Genomic DNA, 22,234 nt, shown 5'->3' with positions numbered 1-22,234 from the left:
AGTTTCAAGATTCAGCCTCGATCAGCGAGGGAGAGCATTTCTATGGGTAAGGTAACTGGTTTTCTTGAGATCGACCGGCAGGTGGCAAAATACCAGCCGGCATCGGATCGCATTCGCCATTTTCATGAATTCACCCTGCCGATGACGGATGGTGAAGTGCAGAAGCAGGCAGCGCGCTGCATGGATTGTGGCATTCCCTTCTGTCATGGTCCGACGGGCTGCCCGGTCCACAACCAGATCCCCGATTGGAACGATCTGGTCTATAACGGCAACTGGGATCAGGCGATCCGCAACCTGCATCTGACCAATAATTTTCCGGAATTCACCGGTCGCATCTGCCCGGCACCCTGCGAGGAAGCCTGCACGCTGAACCTCGAAGACATGCCGGTTGCAATCAAGACGGTCGAGCAGGCTTTGGGGGACAAAGCCTATGAGTTGGGCCATATCGTGCCGCAGCCCGCCGCCAAGAAGACCGGCAAATCGGTGGCGATCATCGGCTCTGGCCCGGCGGGGCTTGCAGCCGCGCAGCAACTCGCCCGCGCTGGTCACATGGTCGATGTCTATGAGCGCGAAAGCCGCCCCGGCGGGCTGCTGCGCTATGGCATCCCTGATTTCAAGATGGAAAAGCACCTGATCGACCGGCGCATCACACAGATGGAAGGCGAGGGCGTGCGTTTTCTCTGCGGCGTCAATATCGGCGTCGACAAGCCGCTGCGCGGATTGCTCGACACCTATGATGCGGTGCTTTATTGCGGCGGTTCTGAAAAGCCGCGCCCCGCAGGCATCCCCGGCGCTGATCTTGAAGGTGTCTATGACGCCATGCCTTATCTGGTGCAGCAAAACCGTCGGGTGGGCCGCGAAAATATCGAATCCGTCGCCTGGCCCTCCGCGCCTATCCTTGCAGGCGGCAAGCATATCGTGGTGGTCGGCGGTGGCGACACTGCATCCGATTGCGTCGGCACTGCCTTCCGGCAGGGGGCTGTCAACGTCACTCAACTCGATATTCGCCCGCAGCCGCCCGAAAAGGAAGACAAGCTCAGCGTCTGGCCCTATTGGGCGACCAAGATGCGCACCTCATCCAGTCAGGCGGAAGGCGCTTCACGTGAATTTCAGGTGGCAACGCTTGAATTCATCGGCGAGGACGGACGGCTTACCCATGTGAAGTGCTGTCAGGTCGATGAGCAGCGCAAGCCCGTTGCGGGCAGCGAATTCTTCATCAAGGCCGATCTCGCCTTCATCGCCATCGGCTTTTATGGCCCGGCAGAAAACAGCGTTCTGCATGAAATGTCAGACAGGCTGGAAATCGCCACGGATCGGCGCGGCGCGACTTCTGTGAAGGCCAATGACCGGGATTACCGCACCAATATCGGCAAGCTCTATGCAGCGGGCGATATACGGCGCGGCCAGTCGCTGGTGGTCTGGGCCATTCGCGAAGGCCGTCAGGCCGCGCACGCCATCGATGCCGATCTGATGGGCGCGTCGGTTCTGCCGCGCTGATTTTGCGCGGGTAAATATGAACAAAAAGCCCGGCGTCAGTTTGCCGGGCTTTTACGCGGCCATGAGAAATCATCGGCCCTTCCGGGTGTGGCCTTATGTTCGGACGGCTGCGCAGTCGGCTCTTTTTGGCCGATGGCAAGCCTGCTCCCCAGCAATACGCCGCTATTGTCGCGGCCTATGTCGCGCAGGCTTACCGGCGCGATGCGATCGACGGGTTTCGAGGGATCGGGCGCTCCGGCGGCGGGCAGAAGCTGCTCACTGTCCCTGCTGTCGCCCAGCAGGGCCTTCAAGGGTTTTTCGGCATAAAAGGCGAGTTTGCGTTTGCCTGCCGAGGTGGTGTTGATGCCGTCATTGGCGCGTAATCGTGCGGTCTGGCCATTAATGTCGAAGCCGGTCTGGCTGAAATTGCCCTCTTCATCGACAAAGCCATCCCAGACATCGACGAATTTCCCGCCCGCCTTTTCCGATGCCGTACGATAGATTTCGTTAAGCGCAAGCATATCCTGCGACATGCCGCGCGGCCGGAAAGGCGGCTGTCCCACCCAGATCAACGGATAATGTTCATCGACAATATCCTTCGTGAAACTGGAGACGCGGCGCTGATATTCTGTGGTCCATTCGGGTGAGCGCGCGGCGTGATTCTGGCCCCCGATATTGATCGGCTGGCGGTCGTTGGAGCCGATCATGACGATGACCGCGGCGGGTTTTTCCTCTTCGAGGATTTTTGAAATATGGGCGGGCCAGTCAAAATGATCGTCGCGCACGAAGCCGGACGAGCCGTTGACGCGGCTGGCGATGCTGATTTCGGGATCGGCTGCAAATGCTATTTCCAGTCCTTCCGCCAACCCGGCAGCGATGAAATCGCCCACCACGAGAACCTTTTTGGCGTCGGCGCTCTTTTCGACAAATTCGATTTCAGGCTTTGTTTCGACGGGTGCCTTGGCGCGCGCGGGCGCTGCTGGTTTCGAAGAGCGTTTGGGCTTTGCAGGCCGGGTGCGCTGCTGCCTTGGCTGTTCATACTGGCGCTGCGGTTCGGCGCGTCGCTGGCCAAACAGCAGATCAAAAATCGTTCGGGGTCGTTCCTGCGCCTGTGCGTGCCCAGCCAGCAGGCAAAGCGCGGCAAATAGGGCAAGCATTGCTGCTGCGACAGATGTTGTTTTGTTCCGAAACCGTTTTGCCTGCATTTCTTGCCTTCCTGCCATGGGATTATGGGCGCTTTCGGCAAAAAAGAACAGGGAGCGCAGAATGATTATGCGCTCCCGATATTAATGCAGGGTTTAGCGCCGACGCAGAACCGAGAGCACTTCCTTGCTCGGATGCCCGTCTTTTTGCAAACCGTTGCGCTGCTGAAACGCCTCGATCGCTGCCCGCGAGGAAGAGCCGATCTTGCCGTCTATATTGCCGTCATAATAGCCAAGCGCCTTGAGATGCGACTGCAATTCCAGACGCTCGGTCACGGTAATGGGCGTGAAAGGCCGGTTCCAGTCCCGCTGAAGCCCCTGATAGCCGCCGATACGATCCGCCAGCAGGCCGACCGCCAGCGCATATTTATCGGCATTGTTATAGCGCTTGATGACGAAGAAGTTCTTGGTCATCAGAAATGCCGGTCCCTCGCGGCCATCAAGAACCTTGAGGGTAGCCTGTTCATTATTATCGGGGAAGGCGCGTCCATTGGCGCGCACAAGCCCGAGTTTGCGCCATTGGGCGATGGAAAGCGACCCGGCAGGGAATTTGCGCCCCGGTGGAAGTGTTACCTCGTAGCCCCATGTGCGTCCCGGCTGCCAGCCATTGCGGTGCAGAAGATTGGCGGCGGTGGCAAGCGCATCGGGCACGGAATTCCAGATGTCGCGCTTGCCGTTGCCATCCATATCGACCGCATAGGCCTGATAGCTGGTCGGGATGAACTGCGTATGGCCCATTGCGCCTGCCCATGAGCCGCTGAGGTGGCCCCGGTCGATGTCGCGGGTCTGGAGGATCTTCATGGCCGCAATCAACTGGGTGCGGCCAAATTTGGCGCGCCGCTTGTCGGCATAGGCAAGAGTTGCGAGCGAGCGAACCACATCGCGCATCACATCCTCTCGCTTGAGAGCTTCGCCGTAGCTGCTTTCCATCGACCATATGGCCAGCAATATATTGGGGCTGACCGAGAAGCGCTGTTCGATGCGCTTGAGCCACGGACCCCATTTGCGCGCCATGTTCTGCCCGTCGGCGACGGTCTGTTCGTTGACCCGATTGTCCATATAGCTCCAGATCGGATCGATGAATTCCGGCTGGTAGCGCGCCTTCTCCAGAACGACCGGATCGGGCGCATTCACGCCCCGGAAAGCCTGATCGAAGGTGGATGGCGTCACCCCGCTCTGGATGGCGGTATTGCGGAAACCGGCAACCCATTTGCGGAAATTGGCATCGGCCGAGGCATGGCCCACCGACAGGCCCGATAGCAGCATCGCCATCGCGACGGTCGCCGTGAATCGAGCGCTTATGCCTCGCCCCGGAATGGATGGAAATCGCAGCATTCTGTGTTTCCCTTCTGCAAGCGTCTTTCTGCCATCCTCAAACGGCAGGTTCCTTTCAGAGCACCTTCCTGAACGCACTCTGGACCGGACCCTGGTTCATTGCGATAGATAGAGTGTTAATTCTATCCGGTGTTGAATTTGAGGTCGGCACTCTTGAGCCGACATTACTGGCCGCAGGTTAGCATTTGGTTTACCATCTGAAAAAGAACGCATAAAAAAGGGGGCTATCAAACAGAATTAAGACGGGGACATTTAATGTGATGGCACAATCCACCGGCTTTCGCCCTTCCTTAATAAAGGTGCCATAATTAAAGCCCAGCAGTTGCAACCTGTTGATGCAGTTCGCTTGGGAGCGGACGTGTTCAACCGGAATGATCAGGTTAAGTCTTTGTGTGCTGCATTGTCCCAGGCAAATCGTTTCACGGTGTTGCTGGAAATGCTCTAGTGAAAATCGAGGAGAGGAATGAGTTCGATCCGTAAAATACGTAAAGCCGTCTTTCCAGTCGCAGGACTTGGCACCCGTTTCCTGCCCGCCACCAAATCCGTTCCGAAAGAAATGCTGACGGTCGTTGACAAGCCCGTCATTCAATACGTGGTCGATGAAGCACGCGAAGCGGGGATCGAACATCTCATTTTTGTCACCGGGCGCAACAAGGCGGTCATCGAGGATTATTTCGATGCGCAGGTGGAGCTTTATTCCACGCTGGCCGAGCGCGGCAAAACTGCGGAACTGGACCATTTGAAGGATTTGCAGCCGCAGCCGGGAACAACGAGCTTCACCCGCCAGCAAGTGCCGCTTGGCCTTGGCCATGCGGTGTGGTGCGCGCGCGAACTGGTCGGCAACGAACCCTTCGCGCTTCTTCTGCCCGACATGGTGATGCAGTCGAAAAAAGGCTGCCTTGCGGAAATGGTCGAGCTTTATGAACAGACCGGCGGCAATATCATCGCCGTGCAGGAATGCGATCCGGAAGAAGCCCATAAATACGGCATCGTCGGCAAGGGCGAGACCGTCGGAAACGGTTTCGAGATCAACCGAATGGTTGAAAAACCGGCCAAGGGAACCGCGCCTTCCAACCTCTATATCAATGGCCGTTATATTCTGCAGCCGGAGATTTTCGAGCTTCTGGGCAAGCAGGAAAAAGGCGCCGGTAATGAAATCCAGTTGACCGATGCCATGCTGAAGCTGGCGGATGCGCAAAGTTTCTATGGCTTCAACTATCAGGGCCTGACATTCGATTGCGGCTCCAAAGCGGGCTTCATCGAGGCAAATGTCGCCTTTGCGCTCTGGCGCAAGGATATTCGCTCATCGGTTGAGCATTCGATTGCCGATCTTCTCAAGACGATCCAGCCGGAATAGGCGGCTCACGTCCCGAACCCCAAACCCGCCTCACCAACGAGGCGGGTTTTTCATATTCAGCGTTGCAGCTTCATGCCGACATAGACGCTATTGGAGCTGTATTCACGATCAGCGATCCCGCTTGTCTGCCGTTCATGACGCAGCCGCGCATCAAGGCCCAGAAAACGGTTGATCCAGTAGGTCGCGCCTATCTGTGCGCCGATTGTATAATCGGTGCCGGTGCCGTCCTTGTTGTCGCGGATATTCAGATCGAGCCTGCCGTTCAGGCTGAGATCGGAACGCACCCGCCGCGTCACGTCGAGACTGGCGAAATGTATGAGCGAGCCGGCAATGCCGGGCGTCGTGGAGGCATCCACCATTGTTTGCGCATAAAGGCGGACATCGGTGCCGCGCAGCGGCGACCAGTTGAGCATCGCCGCGATGGAAGGCCCGCTTATGCTGCCAAGACGGGGATCGTCGCTGTTGGCCCGCATAAAGCCTGCGGCCAGTTCGCCATTGAATTTTTCACCCCGGTCGATCATCAGCCCGCCGCGCAGGGCATATTGCGTCCCGCTGCGCTCATAGCCATTGCTGTCGAGACGCTCGTCAAAGATGCGTTTGCCCAGCTCGACTTCGGCAAATGGTCTTAGCGCAGGCGAAAGAGCAAAGCCGCTGCGCAGGACGATGCTGGCATAGCTGTTGTCGCGGTCCTTCTGGCTTACGGTGCCGCCCGAAGCCAGCTTGGCGTCCCCATACATATCATGCTGGATACGGGCGGTCGCGCGTCCCAACAGCAGCCCCGTATCGCGCTCGATGCCCAGGCTGCCATCGAATGTATGCAGCAACGGGCGTTCGATTGCGTCCGTCACACCGTTGGGACTGGAAGCGCTTTCGCGTCGTATCCTGTATCCGCCGTGCATATTGACCGTCGTGAGCGCGTCGAGGTCCAAGCGAAGATCGCCCTGAATATCGAGACGCGGCTCGGAAACATCCTGGCCGGAGATGGATTTGCTCAGCGTGCCGGATGCGTCGATCGTAGCCTGATGGCGCGACCAGTCAGACTGGGCATTAAGGCGCAGGGTGGTTTCCGAAAGCACCGCGCTTGAGCCGCTCGAACTGTTGTCGCCATTTGAAGTCGCGCGAATGCCCTGTTCAAGCGAAGGCCGCAGGATGAATGTGCCTGCACGAATTCCGACCGGAGCAAAAGGATCGCTTTGCGTTGTGATGCGCCCTCCCTGCTCGGCAGGTGCACGCGGGTTTTCACTGCGTGCGCGTCCGTTTCCGCCTTCGGATTCGGGGCTGATCGCTTCGGCGCGCGCATTATCCGAAGATGAATGCACCGATGATTGCGGCTCTGAAACGATAGTCGCGGGTTTAACCCTGTCATTTTCAGGCGGCGCGGTATTTTCTTCTACAGGTGGCGTGAAATCCTCGTCCTGTATCTCGTTTTCCGGTAACGCATTGCTATCGTTTCCCGCAAGCCTGTGATTTTCAAGTGTTTCCGGCGACGATACGGCAAGCACATCCTCGGCAACGCTGCCGCGCAATTCCGCATCCTGTGCATGAAGGGGACAGGTGCCGATAACCACAACCACACCCGCCAGCAAAAGGCTGCGCAGCCTGCGGGTAAGGGGCGCTGATACGCTATTAGCGATCCTGGCAAAAAACATATGTTCTTCAATTGGTTGCAACGTGGTGGATAAACCGTAAAAGGATATGGTTAATTCTTGGTTGCCACAGGTCTCGACGCAGCCCTTGCCGGGGCAATAAATGTTTGGACAACCCGGCCCGAAGGCGCTAACCCTGTGCGCCATGATAAAGCTCGATGAGACCCTTACTGCGGAAGGTGCGGAAGCGGCGATTGCTTCGGCCCTGCGCACGATCAAAACCGAAAACACGGGGCTTCTGGCGCTTGAGCAAGCGCTTCAGAACGACCTCTCTGCTTCCTTTGTGGAAGCTGTGAAGGTGATTGCCGCTTCAAAGGGGCGGGTCATCCTGACGGGACTGGGCAAAAGCGGCCATGTGGGGGCGAAGCTTGCCGCGACTTTCGCTTCGACCGGCACGTCGGCCTTCTTCGTTCATGCCGCCGAGGCCAATCATGGCGATCTGGGCATGATCGGCGACAATGATGTGATCGTCGCGCTGTCATGGTCCGGTGAAACAGCCGAATTGCGCGGGATCGTCAATTATTCGCAACGCTTTCGCATTCCGCTGATCGCAATCACCTCGCGCGAGGGTTCCGCTCTGGGGCGCGCTGCAACCGTTGCACTGATCCTGCCGCGCTCTGCCGAAGCCTGCCCGCACGGCCTCGCTCCCACCACTTCGACGATGATGCAGCTTGCCATCGGCGACGCTCTCGCCATCGCATTGCTGGAAGCGCGCGGCTTTACGCCGACGGACTTCCGCACGTTCCATCCCGGCGGATCGCTGGGCGCGAGCCTCACGCATATTCGCGAGATCATGCATCGCGGTGATAGCGTGCCGCTGGTGAAAACCGGCACATCCATGCCGGAGGCCATGAAAGTCCAGTCCCATAAGCGCTTTGGCTGCGTGGGCATCGTGGACGATCAGGGCAAGCTGGCGGGCATCATCACCGATGGCGATCTGGCGCGCAATCTGCACCGCAATCTCGCGGAACTCTCCGTCGATGAGGTGATGACGCATAACCCCAAGACCATTTCGCCGCAGATGCTGGTCGGCGCGGCCATGAGCCTGCTTGAAGAGCATCACATCAGCGCGCTGATCGTGGTCGAGGAGGGCAAGCCTGTCGGGCTGGTGCATTTCCACGACCTGCTGCGGATCGGCGCGGCTTGAAGCTTACCTAGAGCGGTTCCGGTTAACACGGAATCGGAACCGCGCCTCAAGCCTTTGTTTTATCGCATTATCCCACGCAAAACCGTTTCACACTTTTGCTGGAAATGCTCTAAACCGCGACTTCGACTTCCATATTGACGGGATCGAAGGATACCACACGCACTTGCGTTCCCGCAGGCAGGTCCGGCCCTCTGGCGCGCCACATCGTATCATTGATGCGAATGCGGCCGCGGCCATTGACGATGGGTTCGCTCAAGGTCGCGCGCTGCCCTACCAATTGTTCGCCGCGCTGATTGAGCAGGGGTTCGTCCTGCTTGCCCTTTACGCCGAAAAAGCGGCGTCCCGCCAGCACGAAGATGACGGCGAGGATGAGGAATATGACGGTCTGCAACTGCCAGCCGAAACCCGCAGCCGTGCCCAGCAGGAAGGCGAGGGCCCCTGTGACCAATGCCGCAAGCGCGAACCAGATGAAGAAGAAGCCCGGCGCAAGAATTTCAAGCATGAGCAAAACCAGCCCGAATACGATCCAGTTCCAGATGCCCAGCTCATAAAGGAAATCCACGATCATGCCGGGCGTCCTGTCAATTGCGATTGGTCGGAGGCACGCTGCGCGGGCGCGTCGGGGGTGTGTCGGGCGCAGGATCGGCGGGTTTGCCGCCATCGCCGAACACTTCCCGGGCAATCGCCCCGATGCCGCCAAGCGATCCGATCAGCGAACTGGCTTCAAGCGGCATGAGGATGACTTTCTGGTTCTTCGCGCTGGCGATATTGCCGATAGCCTCGGTATATTTCTGTGCCACGAAATAATTGAGCGCCTGCACATTGCCATTGGCCACCGCGTCCGAAACCATGGTGGTGGCCTTGGCTTCTGCTTCCGCCAGTCGTTCGCGGGCTTCTGCTTCGCGCTTGGCCGCTTCCAGCTTGCCTTCCGCTTCCAGAATTTGTGATTGCTTCTGGCCTTCCGCGCGCAGGATCTGCGCATTGCGGTCGCCTTCGGCTTCCAGAACCTGCGCGCGCTTGTCGCGCTCCGCCTTCATCTGGCGGGCCATGGAATTGACGATGTCTTCGGGCGGGTTGATGTCCTTGATCTCCACGCGGGTCATCTTGAGCCCCCATGGATGCGCGGCTTCATCGACAACGCGCAGCAGGCGGTCATTGATCGCATCGCGGTTGGAAAGCAGTTCATCAAGGTCCATTGATCCCATGACGGTACGGATATTTGTCATGGTCAGGTTGAGAAGCGCATATTGCAGATTGGAAACCTGATAGGCGGCCTGTGCTGCATTGAGCACCTGATAGAAGGCCACGCCATCGACGCCGACAATGGCATTGTCGCGGGTGATGACCTCCTGTGTCGGCACGTCGAGCACCTGCTCCATCATGTTGAGCCGTGCGCCGATGCGGTCGAAAAAAGGCACGATCAGATTGAGGCCGGGCATCAGCGTGCGTGTATAACGGCCAAAGCGTTCGACCGTATAATTATAGCCCTGCGGCACCGTCTTGATACCGGCGAAAAGCGTCGCCAGCACCAGTGCCGCAAGAATGAGTAGCGTGATGTCGAAACCTGTCATTGATTGCGTCCCTTCGGTAAGGCAACCGCTTTAGCAGGAGAGAGGGGAGCATGGCAGTAGGGGAGTGTGGGAGCAAGTTTTTTTGCGGTTTTCGCCTGCTCCCCTATTTCCTTATACCCATCCCTGCAATTCGCGGCGCACCAGCGTTTCGATAACCTTCATGCCATCTTCACCATCGTTGAGACAGGGAATATGGCTTAAATTTTCACCGCCATGTTCATGGAATATTTCAGCTGCTTCATTGCCGATTTCATCGACGGTTTCGAGGCAATCAACCACGAACCCCGGATTGAGCACAGCCATGGATTTCACGCCCTGCCGCGCGAGTTCTTCTACCGTGTCGTCAGTATAGGGTTGCAGCCATTCTTCCGGGCCGAAGCGCGACTGGAATGTGGAGCGGAACTGCTTGTCATCCATGCCAAGGCGCGCGCGCAGCAGGCGCGAGGTCTCAAGGCATTGGGCGCGGTATGGATCGCCCTTGTCGGAATAGCTTTTTGGAATGCCGTGATAAGACGCCAGAATGACTTCCGGCTTGAAATCCAGCGTCGCCAGATGCCGCTCGATAGAACGTGCCAGCGCCTCGATATAGACCGGCTCCACCTCATAGGACGGCACTGTACGCACGGCGGGCATGAAGCGCTTTTTCATCAGCGCCTCAAAGAACTTGTCATTGACGGTTGCCGTGGTGGTGGCGGAATATTGCGGATAGAGCGGAAACATCACGATCCGTTCGCAGCCCTGCTGCAAAAGGCGGTCAGTCACCGTTTCAATTGACGGCTGGCCGTAACGCATGGCCCAGTCCACAACCACATTGGGATGGTCCTTGAGCGCCTGCGCCAGCTTTTCGCCTTGTGAGCGGGTATAGGTGCGCAGGGGCGATTCGTTCTGCTCATGGTTCCAGATACGGTCATAGAGCTTGCCCGAACGCGAGGGGCGCGTGCTCAGCACGATGCCTTGCAAAATCGGATACCAGATCAGGCGCGGCCATTCGATGACACGGCGATCGGACAGAAACTCCGACAAATAACGCCGCATCGGCGCATAGCTGGTGCCATCCGGTGTTCCCAGATTGACCAGAAGAACGCCGACTTTCGGCAGTTTTGCCGCCGGGATATTACTCTGTACCGCGCTGTTTATAGCCTGTGCTTTATCCATCTCACTCATTGTCCGACTCCTGATAGGCGGAAACTAGAGTAAAAAAGACAAATTACAATCCTGACAAATGAGCGCGCGGCCTTCCGTAGCGGTTTAACCTGCCGCGCGGCGATTCAGCGAGAAATGCGAGCCGTCGGATGTCGTGCAATTAAGCTGCGACGGAGAGACCAGCGCGCAGTTAACTTTTGACGTGGTGCCGCGCACGATCGACCGCAGGTCGATCTCAACGAGCTGCGGCGAGCGGTAACGGTAATTGCCTTCCGCCAGCCGTTCATTGGTGTCGGTCGTGCGCGTTTCGAAAATGCCATTATTGAAGGAGGACAAGATGCCGTTCGCATCGACCCAGCTTCCGTCGATGCCCGAAGGTGCGCGCGATACGACCGGGACGTTGCCGCCGCCGCCCGGGCCGGTTGCAACGCAGGCCGCCAGCACGAGCGGCACGACTACCATGGGGCCAATGATGCGCAAGCGTTTCATGTGCTCGTCTCCATAAAATGTTTCTTATGTGATGTATGGAAATTTACACGAAAACAAGCCCTTTTGGCGAGGATAACAAAACTGTTGCGAAACTGCCGCAATTGCCGGTTGCCATCAGCGGACCAGAATATTGCGGAACTGCCATGGATCATTGGTATCGATGTCTTCGGCAAAGAGTTCGCCGCGGCCTTCAAGCGGCGTCCAGTCCGTGTAATGGCCTTCCATACCGCCCAGATAAGGAGCCTGCACTTCAAGGCAGCGGCGATAATCCATCTCATCGGTTTCAACGATGCCGCTTTGCGGGTTTTCAAGCGCCCAGACCATGCCCGCAAGCACGGCGGAGGAAACCTGCAGGCCGGTGGCGTTCTGATAGGGCGCGAGTTTGCGAGCTTCTTCGATGCTCAGATGCGAGCCGTACCAATAGGCGTTTTTGCCATGGCCATAAAGCAGGACGCCCAGTTCATCCATGCCATCGAGTATTTCTGATTCTTCGAGCACATGCTGTACGGTTTGCGCCTTGCCGCCAGCGCCAAACATTTCATCGAGCGCCAGCATGGCGTCGTTGCAGGGATGATAGGCATAGTTGCAGGTCGGGCGGTATTCCAGCTTGCCCTTCTTGTTGCGCAGCGTGAAGAAATCGGCAATCGAAATGGCTTCATTATGGGTGACGAGCAGGCCATATTGCGCGCCATGGGTCGGACACCATGTGCGGATGCGCGTGTTGCCGCCCGGCTGTTCGAGGAAAATGGCCGCCTTGTTGCCTTTCTTTTGCTTGCGCGCATTTTTGGGCTTCCATTTTTCATGGCTGCCCCAGCCAAGCTCCGCCGGTTGCAGCCCCTCGGCGATAAAGCCTTCGACCGACCATGTGTTCCAGAATGTGTTGAAGGGCTTGGGGGCCTTTGCGCGCTGCGTGTCGCGCTCGGCAATGTGGATGCCCTTGACGCCTGCTTTCTTCATGAGCTTGGCCCAGCCGCGCCGGTCATCGGGAGCAGGCTCTTCGAAATCCAGCTCAAGTTCCTGCGCAAGATCCAGCAATGCCTTCTTGACGAACCATGACACCATGCCCGGATTGGCCCCGCAGCAGGAAACAGCCGTCGTCCCGCTGGGGTTCTTGCGCTTTTCCGCCCGCACCGTTTCGCGCAGCGCATAATTGGTGCGCGCGGCATTATCGGCGGTTGCGTCGAAATAAAAGCCCAGCCATGGCTCTACGACCGTATCGATATAAAGCGCGTCGTGCTCCCGGCAAAAACGCATCAGATCGAGAGAGCCGGTATCGACGGAGAGATTGACGACGAATGGCTGTCCTTCAGCGCCTTCCAGCAGCGGCCCGAGGACATCCTTGTAGTTTTCCCTTGTGATCGCCTGCTGTATAAATTGAATGCCGCGCTCATCGAGGAGCTTGCGATTTTTCTCGCTGGGATCGATCACGACCATGCGGGCTTTGTCGAATTTGAAGTGACGCTCGATCAGCGGCAGGGTGCCGCTCCCGATCGATCCGAATCCGATCATGATAAGAGGGCCGGTAATCTCGCCATATACGGGCCAATTCTTTTTCGCCATTTTCTCTCTCTTTCGCTGCAAAAGCGCAGTCACCGGCATTGCCTGAAGCTGTATAATAATACTGAAAGATGAACAGAAAAAAACGTTCTGCTTTTAGCGCCTATATAACTATAGCGACACGAGGCGGGCGCGGATCGTACCGCGCAGCGAATTGCCGACAAGAATATCGCGGGCCTTATGCAGATCATCTAGCGTGATTATGCCTTCGGCTGCCGTATTATTATTGAGAAACTCCCGACGCAACACGCCATCGAGCAGGCCGCAGGAAAGTGCGGGCGTTATGTAGCCGCGATGGTCCATATCCACGAAAACCGAGGTGATCGTGCCTTCGCAGACCTCGTCGCGCTCATTGAGCAGGATCACTTCGTCCACTTCGGATATGGCATATTCCTCGCGCGCTGCAATATAGGCCTGGCGCTGCGTGGTCTTGTGGCGCAGCAACCGATCATCATGGCGAAGGCGCGTGCGCGCAATGGCAATCCGCCAGATGCTGTCGGGCGCAAGCGGCGGGTAGCTTGCGGTTGTGATGTCCACGATGCCGTCGGGTGCAAGGGTGAGACGCAGGCGAAGCGGGTCTTCACCGGTCGCAGTTTCGGCAAGGCTTTGGCGGATGGTGTCCATATCGTAATGAAAGCCGAGCGTGCGGGCCGAGTTTTCAAGCCGCGCCAGATGCAGGCCAAGGCGCAATATGCCCGAAAAGGGCTCCCAGCGCATGGTTTCGATAAGCTGATAATCAGGCTGCTGTTTCAGTTCTTCGCTACGGGTTTTTCTCCCGTCGCGAACCGTGCTTTCAGAAGACATTCGTCATACTCCGCCCGCGCCGTGGAATCGAAAACCACGCCGCCTCCGACATTGAAAATCGCACGATTATCATCATGAAGCGAGATGGTGCGGATAGCAACGTTGAAGCGCATGCGCCCGTTCGGTTCTATCCAGCCCAGCGAACCGCAATAGATGTCGCGCGGACCGCTTTCCAGAGCACGCAGGATTTCCATAGCGCTGATTTTCGGCGCGCCGGTGATTGAACCGCAGGGAAAAAGCGCGCGGAATATGGAATGCAGGGAAAGGCCGGATTTGAGTTTTGCCCGCACGCGGCTGATCATCTGATGAACGGTGGGGTAGCTTTCCACCCGGAAAAGCTCCGGTACATCGAGCGTTCCGACCTCGCTGATGAGCGATATGTCATTGCGCAACAGATCGACGATCATGCGGTTTTCGGCCTGATTTTTGGGGTCGTTCATCAGGAATTCGCGGTTCTGCTCGTCCTCCTGCGGCGTTGCCCCGCGCGGCATGGTGCCTTTCATCGGGTGCGTTTCGATCCAGCCCTCGTCATTGACTTCAAAGAACAGTTCAGGCGAGCGCGAGAGCACGACCGGCCCGCCCAGATTGCAGAAACTGGCGTAGCGCACCGGCTGGCGTCTGGTGAGGGCGTTGAACAAGGTCAAGGGATCGCCGCCCCATTCGGCATGGATCGGAAATGTCAGATTGCCCTGATAGCAATCGCCTTCACGTAAATGCCGGTGCAATCGCGAAAACCGCGTCTGGTACTCATCGAACGACCATTGCGCGACAGGGTTGCGCAGAAATGTTGCCTCATCATCGCAGCGGTGATGCAGGCTCCCATCCGATGGGCTGTCGAAAACCCCGAAGCACAAAAGCGGAATTTTACGCTTTTCCGGCAAAAGCGGCTGAAGCTTGGCTTCAAGCAAATAGCCCGCCTCATAGGACAAAAAACCCGCCAGCCATTTTCCAGCTTCATGCGCCTGCTGCAAGGCAATCCACGCCGCTTCGAAATCCTGCGGATTATCGGCACGAATAATGGTTGAAGGGGCCGTGAAAAGCACTTCACGGCCCGCCTTGTCATCACGGAACAGGATAAGCGGCTGGTCTTTGCCCGGCAGGCTCACGGCTGTCTCACAGTAGTCTCAGTCTTCCATGGCTTCCAGTTCGTCGATGATGCCTTCAATCACCGACAGGCCCTTGCTCCAGAAATCTGGATCCGATGCATCGAGGCCGAAGGGGGCGAGCAATTCCTTGTGATGTCTGGTGCCGCCGGCCTTCAGCATGTCGAAATATTTCTGCTGAAAGCCCTGTTCCGAATTCTGGTAGACCGCATAGAGCGAGTTCACCAGACAATCGCCGAATGCATAGGCATAGACATAGAACGGCGAATGGATGAAGTGCGGAATATAGGTCCAGAAGGTCTCGTAGCCGGGGTTGAGGCGCACGGCATCGCCAAGGCTTTCGCGCTGCACATCCATCCAGATTTCGCCGATGCGCTCCGAGGTCAGTTCGCCCTCGCGGCGTTCGGTGTGGACGCGGCGTTCAAACTGGTAGAAGGCGATCTGGCGCACGACCGTATTGATCATGTCCTCTGCCTTCTGCGCCAGCATTGCCTTGCGCTCGCGCTTGTCCTTCGTGCGCTCAAGCAGCGAACGGAAGGTCAGCATTTCGCCAAACACAGAAGCGGTTTCAGCAAGCGTCAATGGCGTCGAGGCCATCAGCGCGCCTTGCTCGCCTGCCAATACCTGATGCACGCCATGGCCCAGCTCATGGGCGAGTGTCATCACGTCGCGCGGCTTGCCCATATAGTTGAGCAGCACATAGGGATGGGCTGAAGGCACGGTGGGATGCGCAAAAGCGCCCGGCGCCTTGCCCGGACGAACCGGAGCGTCGATCCAGTTCCTGTCGAAGAAGCGCTTTGCAATATCGGCCATTTCGGGTGCGAAATTGCCATAGGCTGAAAGCACGGTCTCGCGTGCTTCATCCCACGAAATCAGCGCCTGCGGCGTTTCGGGCAGCGGCGCGTTGCGATCCCAGTTTTCAAGCTTGTCCAGACCGAGCCATTTGGCTTTCAATGCGTAATAGCGATGTGACAGGCGCGGATAGGCATCCTCGACGGCCTTGGCCAGCGCATCCACCACCTCGCGTTCGACGCGATTGGCGAGGTGGCGGCTGTCGGCGATGTCTTCAAAGCCGCGCCAGCGGTCGGAGATTTCCTTGTCCTTGGCCAGCGTATTGGTGATCAGCGTGAAGGTACGCAGATTGGCGCCGAAGGTCTTGGCAAGGGCATCGGAAGCTTTTTTGCGCACCGCGCTGTCTGCATCCTGCAATAGATTGAGCGTCGGCTCGATGGCCAGTTCCTCGCCGTCGATTTCAAAACGCAGACTGGACATGGTTTCGTCGAACAGCCGGTTCCATGCGCTGTATCCGGTGACGGATTTTTCGTGGAAAAGCTGCTCCAGCTTGTCATCAAGCTGATATGGCTTGTCCATGCGCAAATCTTCCAGCCATGGCCGATAATGGCCGATGGCCGGGTTGGCCGTCATTGCCTTTTCCAGAACGGTGTCGTTGATGCGGTTGATCTCAAGGCCGAAGAAAATGAGCGGCGTGTTGGCATCGGTCAGTTTCTGCTGCACGTCGCCAAAAAGCTTCATGCGTTTGGGATCGGTCGTATCGCCATAATAATAAAGCCCCGCAAACGACCCGATGCGGCCCATGAGTTCAGCGAGAGCCTCATATTCCCTGATGGCTTCGGCAAGGTTTCCGCCATTGGCTTTTGCCGCTTCCTCGCCGAGCCTGCCTTTCCAGCGCGCTTCAAAATCTACTGCGTCCCTTGCGGCTTTTTCCATATCCGCGGCCAGCGCGGGGCTGTCGGCAGAAGGATAGAGATCGCTCAGATCCCATTCGGGCAGAAGGCCCGGATCGGTCTTCAAAACCGCGCCTGTCTCTCCGGCAGGCGTTAAAAGAGCGGCGCTCGACGAAACAGATTGTGAAAAACGGTGCATGACATTCTCCTGTTGGCCTTCTTCTCGCACGTCTTTTGAAGCTCGCCAAGGGGGTTGAGGGATCGCATAGCGGCAGGGGTTCATCCGCGCCATGCGGAATGAAGACGAAAGAATAGGGCTTGCTTTAGGAAGCGCTCATGTTCCAAATGTCCAGCCCGATACAGGCTTATGCGCAAGATATTGGGGTGTTCGAACATCGATCCCACTGGTAAATGAAGCGGTTCATGGGTACGCGTATTCTCATAGCGGATGACGATCCGGTACAGCGCCGCAATCTTGAGGCGTCGATCTTGCGCATGGGCTACCGTACCCTTCTTGCCGATGGCGGCTTGAGCGCATATGGCTTCATCCGAAGCCGCAAGGACATAAGCCTCGTTCTGCTTGATCTTGCCATGCCGGATCTGGACGGATTTAGCGTTCTTGCCCGATTGCAGCATGTAAATGCCACGCCGCCGGTGATTGCGCTGGTTCAGAATGACGATATGCAAGGCGCGATGCGGGCGATCAGGCTCGGCGCTGTCGATTTCCTGACCAAGCCAGCCGCTTTTGAGCGTTTGCAGCTTTCTGTCGCCAATGCCTTCAAGCTCGATGCATTGACGCAGGAGCTCCAGCGCACCCGTTTTCCCTTGAAGCGGCATATTCAGCTTTCGGATATGGCCGCCAAAAGCCCCGAAATGGAAAAAGTCGCCATTCTTGCGCGCCGCGCCGCCGCTCTTGATGCGCCGCTTCTGATTGAAGGCGAGCCGGGGGCGGGGAAAGAAACGCTGGCGCGGGCTATTTCCTGCGGCAGCGATCGCTGGCAGGCATCCTTTGTCGCGGTCGATTGTCGGTCTTTGACGCCACAAAGCGCGGAAGAGGAACTTTTCGGCTGTCCGGCGATGTCCGTGCCTGATTCTGGAAATGATCCAGCGAAGACGGCCGGAAAGCTGATGCAGGCGCGTGGCGGCACGCTGTTCTTGAACGAGGTCGGGGATATGCCCTATCGCGTTCAGCTTCGGCTCTTCAAGGCGATCAAGGGCGCTTGTGCATCGCTGCTGTCAGATGTGCGCATTATTGCGTCCAGCAGTGAGTGCCTGTCCGAACTCGTCCAGCTGGGGCGCTTTCATGCCGGATTATATCACTGGCTTGCATCTTTCCTGATAAAGATTCCGCCATTGCGCCATCGCACCGAAGATATTCCGATTCTGGCGCATCGCTTCATGGTGCAGTTTGCCGGAGAAGAACGCCTGAGTCATATAACGGGAATTAAGCCGTTTGCGCTGGAACTCCTGAAAAACCACCACTGGCCCGGCAATGTGCGCGAACTGAAAAACGCCATCTATCAGGCGGTTCTTTTATGCGAAAAAGACGCGCTGACGGCGCGAGATTTCCGTCATGCGGGCCTTGTTTATGGCAGTCAATATGCCGAGCCTATCCGGGCGGAAGATGCGGAATGCGGATCGCAATGCCTGAAAGAGTTTGGCAAGGGCGCATTCAGCAGCATTGACAATGACGGTGAAGTCAAGACGCTCGCGGCAGCAGAAGAAGAAATGATCCGCTTTGCGATTGCTCATTATGATGGGCAGATCAGCGAGGTCGCGCGCCGTTTGGGCATCGGAAGGACCACGCTTTATCGCAAGCTCAAAGAATATGGCATCGATATGGCGCTGTCCGAAGGGAGAGGTCGGGGGACAAGCGAATCCCGCCATACAGCATCGCCGAAGGGTGTTTCCAAGGGCTAAAATTTACTTAAATATTTGAAAACAAATAAAAATTTCCTAAACCCTGTTTGCCTTGGCAGTTGGTTAGCAGCTTCGAAGATTGTTAATAATTTTTTCACCATAACGAAAATAGATGCGCATATGTGGCTTTTTTGCCATGGTGTTTCCGCAATTGTTGTTCACTAAGCGTCCATTAACCATTAAATCGGACAATCAGAGTTCAAGCATATTCGGATGCATGATCTTTGATGAGGCCCTCGGGCAGACAACGGTAAGGCGATACGATTCAATGAGCAGCATATTGACCCTCAAAGAGCGCTTTGCGAAAGCCCGGACTGCAATATCTGCCAATCTCGGTCGAATGGGGGCCTGTACTGTCGCTACGCTTGTCGCGGCCATGGCGATCACGGCGTTTTCATCCTCTCAGGCGGCTGCCGAAACCCGTTCGCTCAAGCTTTACTATGTGCATACCGGAGAGAAGGCTGAAATCGCGTTCAAGAAGAATGGCCGGTTTCTTCCCGATGGGCTGAAACGCCTGAACGTGTTCTTGCGCGACTGGCGCCGCAATGAACCGACGAAAATGGATCCGCGCCTTTTCGACCTGGTCTGGCAGGTCTATCGCTCCTCTGGTTCCAGCCAGTATATCACCGTCGTTTCCGCTTATCGTTCTCCTGCGACCAACAACATGTTGCGCTCCAAATCGAGCGGTGTGGCCAAGAAAAGCCAGCATACGCTGGGCCGGGCCATGGATTTCTTCATTCCGGGCGTTCCGCTCGCCAAGCTGCGCAGCATCGGCATGCGTTATCAGATCGGCGGTGTCGGCTATTATCCGCGTTCCGGATCGCCTTTCGTGCATATGGATGTGGGTAATGTGCGTTCGTGGCCGCGTATGAGCCGCCGTGAACTGCTGGCCCTGTTCCCCGATGGGCAGACGGCGCATATTCCAAGCGATGGCAAGCCCTTGCCGGGCTACAAGCAGGCGCTGGCCATGATTGAAAAGCGCAAGGCCGGCGGCGGCGAAGTCTTGATGGCCAGCAATTCTTCATCCTCACGCAAGAGCAAGACGCTGTTCGGTGCCCTGTTCGGCGGCGGTGCGGATGAAGAAGAAGACAATAATGATGTCGCGCCTGCAGCGCCGCGTCCTGCCCGTGCGGCTCCGGCCCGTCAGGCGCCTGCGGCAACGCCGCCTGCGCCGGTCCAGCAGCCTGAAACCTTGATCGCGGCCCTTCCGACGCGCGATGTGCCTCGTCCGATGGCGGCTCCGCGTCCTGAAATTGCACTTGCCGAAGCGCAGCAGCTCCTCGCGCAATCCGCCCCGGCGGAAGCATCTGTGGTCGCTCTTGCTGTTCCAATTCCTGCCAGCAAGCCCGCTGTGGCAGCGCAGGATCCGGTTGCCTTGGCGAGCGCGGGTCAGTTGGCGGAGGAAACCGTGGCTGCGGCTGGCTCCGACGGCGATGCAGCGCAGGTCGCAGATGCAGGCACCGCGCAGCTTCTGACAGGTTTCGTCCCGGTTCCCGCTACCCGTCCGCAGCATGAGGCGGATAATATCCAGCTGGCGGCCGTGGCCGTTCCTTCCGCCCGACCCGAAGGTGAGGGTGCGAATGCCAGCGCCCAGGATGCAATCGCTGAAATCGTCGGTCAGGCGGAGGAGGGCGCGAGCGTTGTGGCTGATGCTGATGCGGCGATAACACCGCCTCAGGATGCTGAAATCTCTTCAGCGCCTGCCCCTGCACCGCGCGCGCAGGCCCAGCTTGCAATGCTATCGCCCAAGGATGAGATCGGTGAGCTGATCGGGCCGCCGGAAGATGATTATGATATGCAGCCCGTTGCGGCAACGGTGTCCGCACCGGCCAGGGTCCAGCCCGAAGAACTGGCCCCGGTAATGACCGCTTCTCTTGATCCAGCCGATGCCAGCGCTGCGGAAAAGGCGAAAACCGTAGCCAACGAGCCGGCAAGGCGCCAACAGATCAAGGCCGTCGGTAACGGCGTCAAGACGGGTGTGCGGACCACTGCCAAGGGCGCGCGTCATGTCGCCAAGGCCCCGTCGCGTCCGCGTCCGGTGGTGCAGCCTGCTGTTCTTCCCGCCTCGGAGATCGCCATGTCGACGCAATCGGTTGCGCGTACGGTGCCGCCGACCAATCCTAATCTGCGCAATGATGCGCTGCGCACCGCGCCGACCATGGTCTATATGACCGGCTTCCAGCAGCAGGAACTGCCACGCGAGCGGCTGCATAAATTTAGCGGCAATGCCGTGACCTTCCTGGCTGTCGCCAAGTTTTCCGAGACGAACTGATAAAAAGGGGCCGTAATGGCCCCTTTATCTTATCCGTATCAAACCTGCGGCGACCGCTGATCAGCCTTTCAGGCTTGCGGCCTCACGAGCAAGCGTGGTGATGCCGTCCCAGTCCGCAGCCTCGACCAGCTCTTTCGGCGCAACCCACGATCCGCCGACGCAGATCACATTGGGCAGCGCAAGATAGGTCTTGGCATTGGCAAGGCTGATGCCGCCGGTGGGGCAGAAGATGGTTCCGGCCAGCGGCGAGGAAAGCGCCTTGAGGAAAGCTGCGCCACCTGCCTGTTCGGCGGGGAAGAATTTCAGATGCGTATAGCCTTCGTCGCGAAGCGAGAGCATTTCGCCCGGCGTGATGGCGGCTGGCAGAAGCGGCACGTCGCTATCATCGGCTGCGGCCAGTATGTTTCTGGTCACGCCGGGGCTGACGATAAAGCGCGAGCCTGCCTTGGCAGCATCTTCATAGTGTTTTGCGTTGAGGATCGTGCCTGCACCGACGATGGCTTCCGGAACTTCCGCCGCGACCGCGCGGATGGCATCGAGTGCGGCTGCGGTGCGCAATGTGATTTCGATTGCGGGCAGACCGCCTTTTGCCAGCGCGCGCGCCAGCGGAACCGCGTGTTCGGCCTTGTCGATCAGCAAAACCGGAATGACGGGCTGTCCTTGCAGGACGGGAACAAGAAGATCGGTTTTCTGCGGCATGGGAGGCTCGTTTGCTGAATGTTGAAAGGATAAATCGGTTTAGAATGCCGCTGACCATTTGTCCACCGCCGCTTTTTGCGTCAAAACCGACGCAGGGATGGGGTCACGCGGCCTTGGGCAGGCGGTTCAGGACGCTGCTCCATCTTTCAAAGGCGCTAGCCATGCGGCTGTCATACTGGTTGCGCGCAAATGCCAGCCCATTATAGCGGCGGGCAAAGTTTCGCCAGTCCTGCGCCTGAAGAACCTCTTTCAATCCGGCCTTCTCGATAAAGCGCAGCATCAGCCGCACCTGACCGGCGATGGAACCGCGCGCTTCTTCCACAAGCGCCTCCACGCCTTCATAACCGAGCCATTCCCAATGCGCTCCCATCACTTGCCCCAGCCCCCATGAGGTGGATTCAAGCGCAGCCCTGCGATGAATATCCATGGCGCGTGAGAGCAGAAGCCAGCGTCCGCTTTGCGATTTGGGATTGGGTATTCTTCCGGCTTCCGGTGCTGCAAGCCCGGCCTTACGGGCATGCTCGCGCAGGCGGCCCGAAAGTCTGCGGTCGAAATAATGCCCCTCAAAGCGGATCGCGGGTTCCTTGAGGCCACCCACATCGAACAGCGCGTGGCCGCCGCTTTCCACTTCGGCTACGGCCAGGAGGGCCGCAGGTTCGATGGCGGAATCCATTGCCATGGTGATCAGTGCATTGCGGGTCTCATGATCGAACATTATTTCTCCTTTCATAAATGCTCGTCGAGACGCGATTATCGCCGCTCTCGCGAAGCGGGGGATAAATGACTTGAATTTGCCACTTGGGAAGAATAGTTCGGGCGTAAATTTGC

General features: G+C 57.8%; 18 protein-coding genes. 5 read left to right on the top strand and 13 right to left on the bottom strand.

What is annotated here, in order from left to right:
• Positions 1 to 42 precede the first annotated feature (42 nt).
• Complete coding sequence (locus tag DKP76_RS11380) at positions 43 to 1,497, top strand: glutamate synthase subunit beta (protein ID WP_109706751.1); 1,455 nt, start codon at positions 43 to 45, stop codon at positions 1,495 to 1,497.
• Positions 1,498 to 1,532: 35 nt separating this feature from the next.
• Here DKP76_RS11380 and DKP76_RS11375 read toward each other — a convergent pair whose 3' ends face one another.
• Entirely contained in the window at positions 1,533 to 2,681 is a 1,149-nt protein-coding gene (locus tag DKP76_RS11375; RefSeq protein WP_109706749.1) for an SGNH/GDSL hydrolase family protein, read from the bottom strand.
• A 93-nt stretch (positions 2,682 to 2,774) separates the two neighbouring features.
• Entirely contained in the window at positions 2,775 to 4,013 is a 1,239-nt protein-coding gene (locus tag DKP76_RS11370; protein WP_109706748.1) for a lytic murein transglycosylase, read from the bottom strand.
• A gap of 463 nt (positions 4,014 to 4,476) precedes the next feature.
• Between DKP76_RS11370 and galU the strand changes: the two genes are divergently transcribed.
• A complete protein-coding gene (gene galU, locus DKP76_RS11365) occupies positions 4,477 to 5,370 on the top strand; it encodes a UTP--glucose-1-phosphate uridylyltransferase GalU (protein ID WP_109706747.1) in 894 nt (297 codons plus the stop codon).
• A gap of 56 nt (positions 5,371 to 5,426) precedes the next feature.
• Here galU and DKP76_RS11360 read toward each other — a convergent pair whose 3' ends face one another.
• Positions 5,427 to 7,019, bottom strand: coding sequence for an outer membrane beta-barrel protein (locus tag DKP76_RS11360; RefSeq protein WP_109706745.1), 1,593 nt, complete (start codon positions 7,017 to 7,019; stop codon positions 5,427 to 5,429).
• A 142-nt stretch (positions 7,020 to 7,161) separates the two neighbouring features.
• Between DKP76_RS11360 and DKP76_RS11355 the strand changes: the two genes are divergently transcribed.
• A complete protein-coding gene (locus DKP76_RS11355; protein WP_109706743.1) occupies positions 7,162 to 8,163 on the top strand; it encodes a KpsF/GutQ family sugar-phosphate isomerase in 1,002 nt (333 codons plus the stop codon).
• Positions 8,164 to 8,272: 109 nt separating this feature from the next.
• Here the strand turns inward: DKP76_RS11355 and DKP76_RS11350 are convergent, their stop codons facing one another.
• The 8 genes from DKP76_RS11350 to DKP76_RS11315 form a co-directional block, all read right to left on the bottom strand.
• Positions 8,273 to 8,731: an NfeD family protein gene (locus DKP76_RS11350; RefSeq protein ID WP_109706741.1), complete on the bottom strand. Its 459-nt coding sequence runs from the start codon at positions 8,729 to 8,731 to the stop codon at positions 8,273 to 8,275.
• Between the two features lie 13 nt (positions 8,732 to 8,744).
• On the bottom strand, positions 8,745 to 9,734 hold the full coding sequence (locus DKP76_RS11345; protein WP_109706739.1) for an SPFH domain-containing protein: 990 nt from the start codon (positions 9,732 to 9,734) through the stop codon (positions 8,745 to 8,747).
• Positions 9,735 to 9,845: 111 nt separating this feature from the next.
• On the bottom strand, positions 9,846 to 10,898 hold the full coding sequence (gene hemH, locus DKP76_RS11340; RefSeq protein WP_109706737.1) for a ferrochelatase: 1,053 nt from the start codon (positions 10,896 to 10,898) through the stop codon (positions 9,846 to 9,848).
• Positions 10,899 to 10,982: 84 nt separating this feature from the next.
• The gene (gene omp10, locus DKP76_RS11335) at positions 10,983 to 11,366 is read right to left on the bottom strand and encodes an outer membrane lipoprotein Omp10 (protein ID WP_109706735.1); all 384 of its coding nucleotides are present in this window, start codon (positions 11,364 to 11,366) and stop codon (positions 10,983 to 10,985) included.
• A gap of 114 nt (positions 11,367 to 11,480) precedes the next feature.
• Positions 11,481 to 12,926: a homospermidine synthase gene (locus DKP76_RS11330; protein WP_109706733.1), complete on the bottom strand. Its 1,446-nt coding sequence runs from the start codon at positions 12,924 to 12,926 to the stop codon at positions 11,481 to 11,483.
• 108 nt (positions 12,927 to 13,034) lie between these two features.
• The gene (locus DKP76_RS11325) at positions 13,035 to 13,727 is read right to left on the bottom strand and encodes an aminotransferase class IV family protein (protein ID WP_109706732.1); all 693 of its coding nucleotides are present in this window, start codon (positions 13,725 to 13,727) and stop codon (positions 13,035 to 13,037) included.
• Positions 13,673 to 14,827 (bottom strand): aminodeoxychorismate synthase component I, encoded by a 1,155-nt coding sequence (locus tag DKP76_RS11320; protein WP_425349398.1) that lies wholly within the window; start codon positions 14,825 to 14,827, stop codon positions 13,673 to 13,675. Before DKP76_RS11320 ends, DKP76_RS11325 begins: the two co-directional genes overlap by 55 nt.
• A gap of 24 nt (positions 14,828 to 14,851) precedes the next feature.
• The gene (locus DKP76_RS11315; RefSeq protein ID WP_109706730.1) at positions 14,852 to 16,714 is read right to left on the bottom strand and encodes a M3 family oligoendopeptidase; all 1,863 of its coding nucleotides are present in this window, start codon (positions 16,712 to 16,714) and stop codon (positions 14,852 to 14,854) included.
• A gap of 224 nt (positions 16,715 to 16,938) precedes the next feature.
• Here DKP76_RS11315 and DKP76_RS11310 point away from each other — a divergent pair, with 224 nt between their 5' ends.
• The gene (locus DKP76_RS11310; protein WP_109706728.1) at positions 16,939 to 18,435 is read left to right on the top strand and encodes a sigma-54-dependent transcriptional regulator; all 1,497 of its coding nucleotides are present in this window, start codon (positions 16,939 to 16,941) and stop codon (positions 18,433 to 18,435) included.
• 268 nt (positions 18,436 to 18,703) lie between these two features.
• Positions 18,704 to 20,707: a peptidoglycan L,D-endopeptidase MepK gene (locus tag DKP76_RS11305; RefSeq protein ID WP_109706726.1), complete on the top strand. Its 2,004-nt coding sequence runs from the start codon at positions 18,704 to 18,706 to the stop codon at positions 20,705 to 20,707.
• 60 nt (positions 20,708 to 20,767) lie between these two features.
• Here the strand turns inward: DKP76_RS11305 and DKP76_RS11300 are convergent, their stop codons facing one another.
• Entirely contained in the window at positions 20,768 to 21,406 is a 639-nt protein-coding gene (locus DKP76_RS11300; protein WP_109706724.1) for a 2-dehydro-3-deoxy-phosphogluconate aldolase, read from the bottom strand.
• A 103-nt stretch (positions 21,407 to 21,509) separates the two neighbouring features.
• A complete protein-coding gene (locus DKP76_RS11295; RefSeq protein WP_109706722.1) occupies positions 21,510 to 22,121 on the bottom strand; it encodes an N-acetylmuramidase family protein in 612 nt (203 codons plus the stop codon).
• Positions 22,122 to 22,234: the final 113 nt, after the last annotated feature.

This window comes from Falsochrobactrum shanghaiense (genome assembly GCF_003149535.1).
In the GTDB taxonomy this organism is placed as follows: Bacteria; Pseudomonadota; Alphaproteobacteria; order Rhizobiales; family Rhizobiaceae; genus Brucella; species Brucella shanghaiense.
The sequence above is the reverse complement of the archived record's forward strand: the minus strand, read 5'-3'. Positions and strand labels throughout refer to the sequence as shown.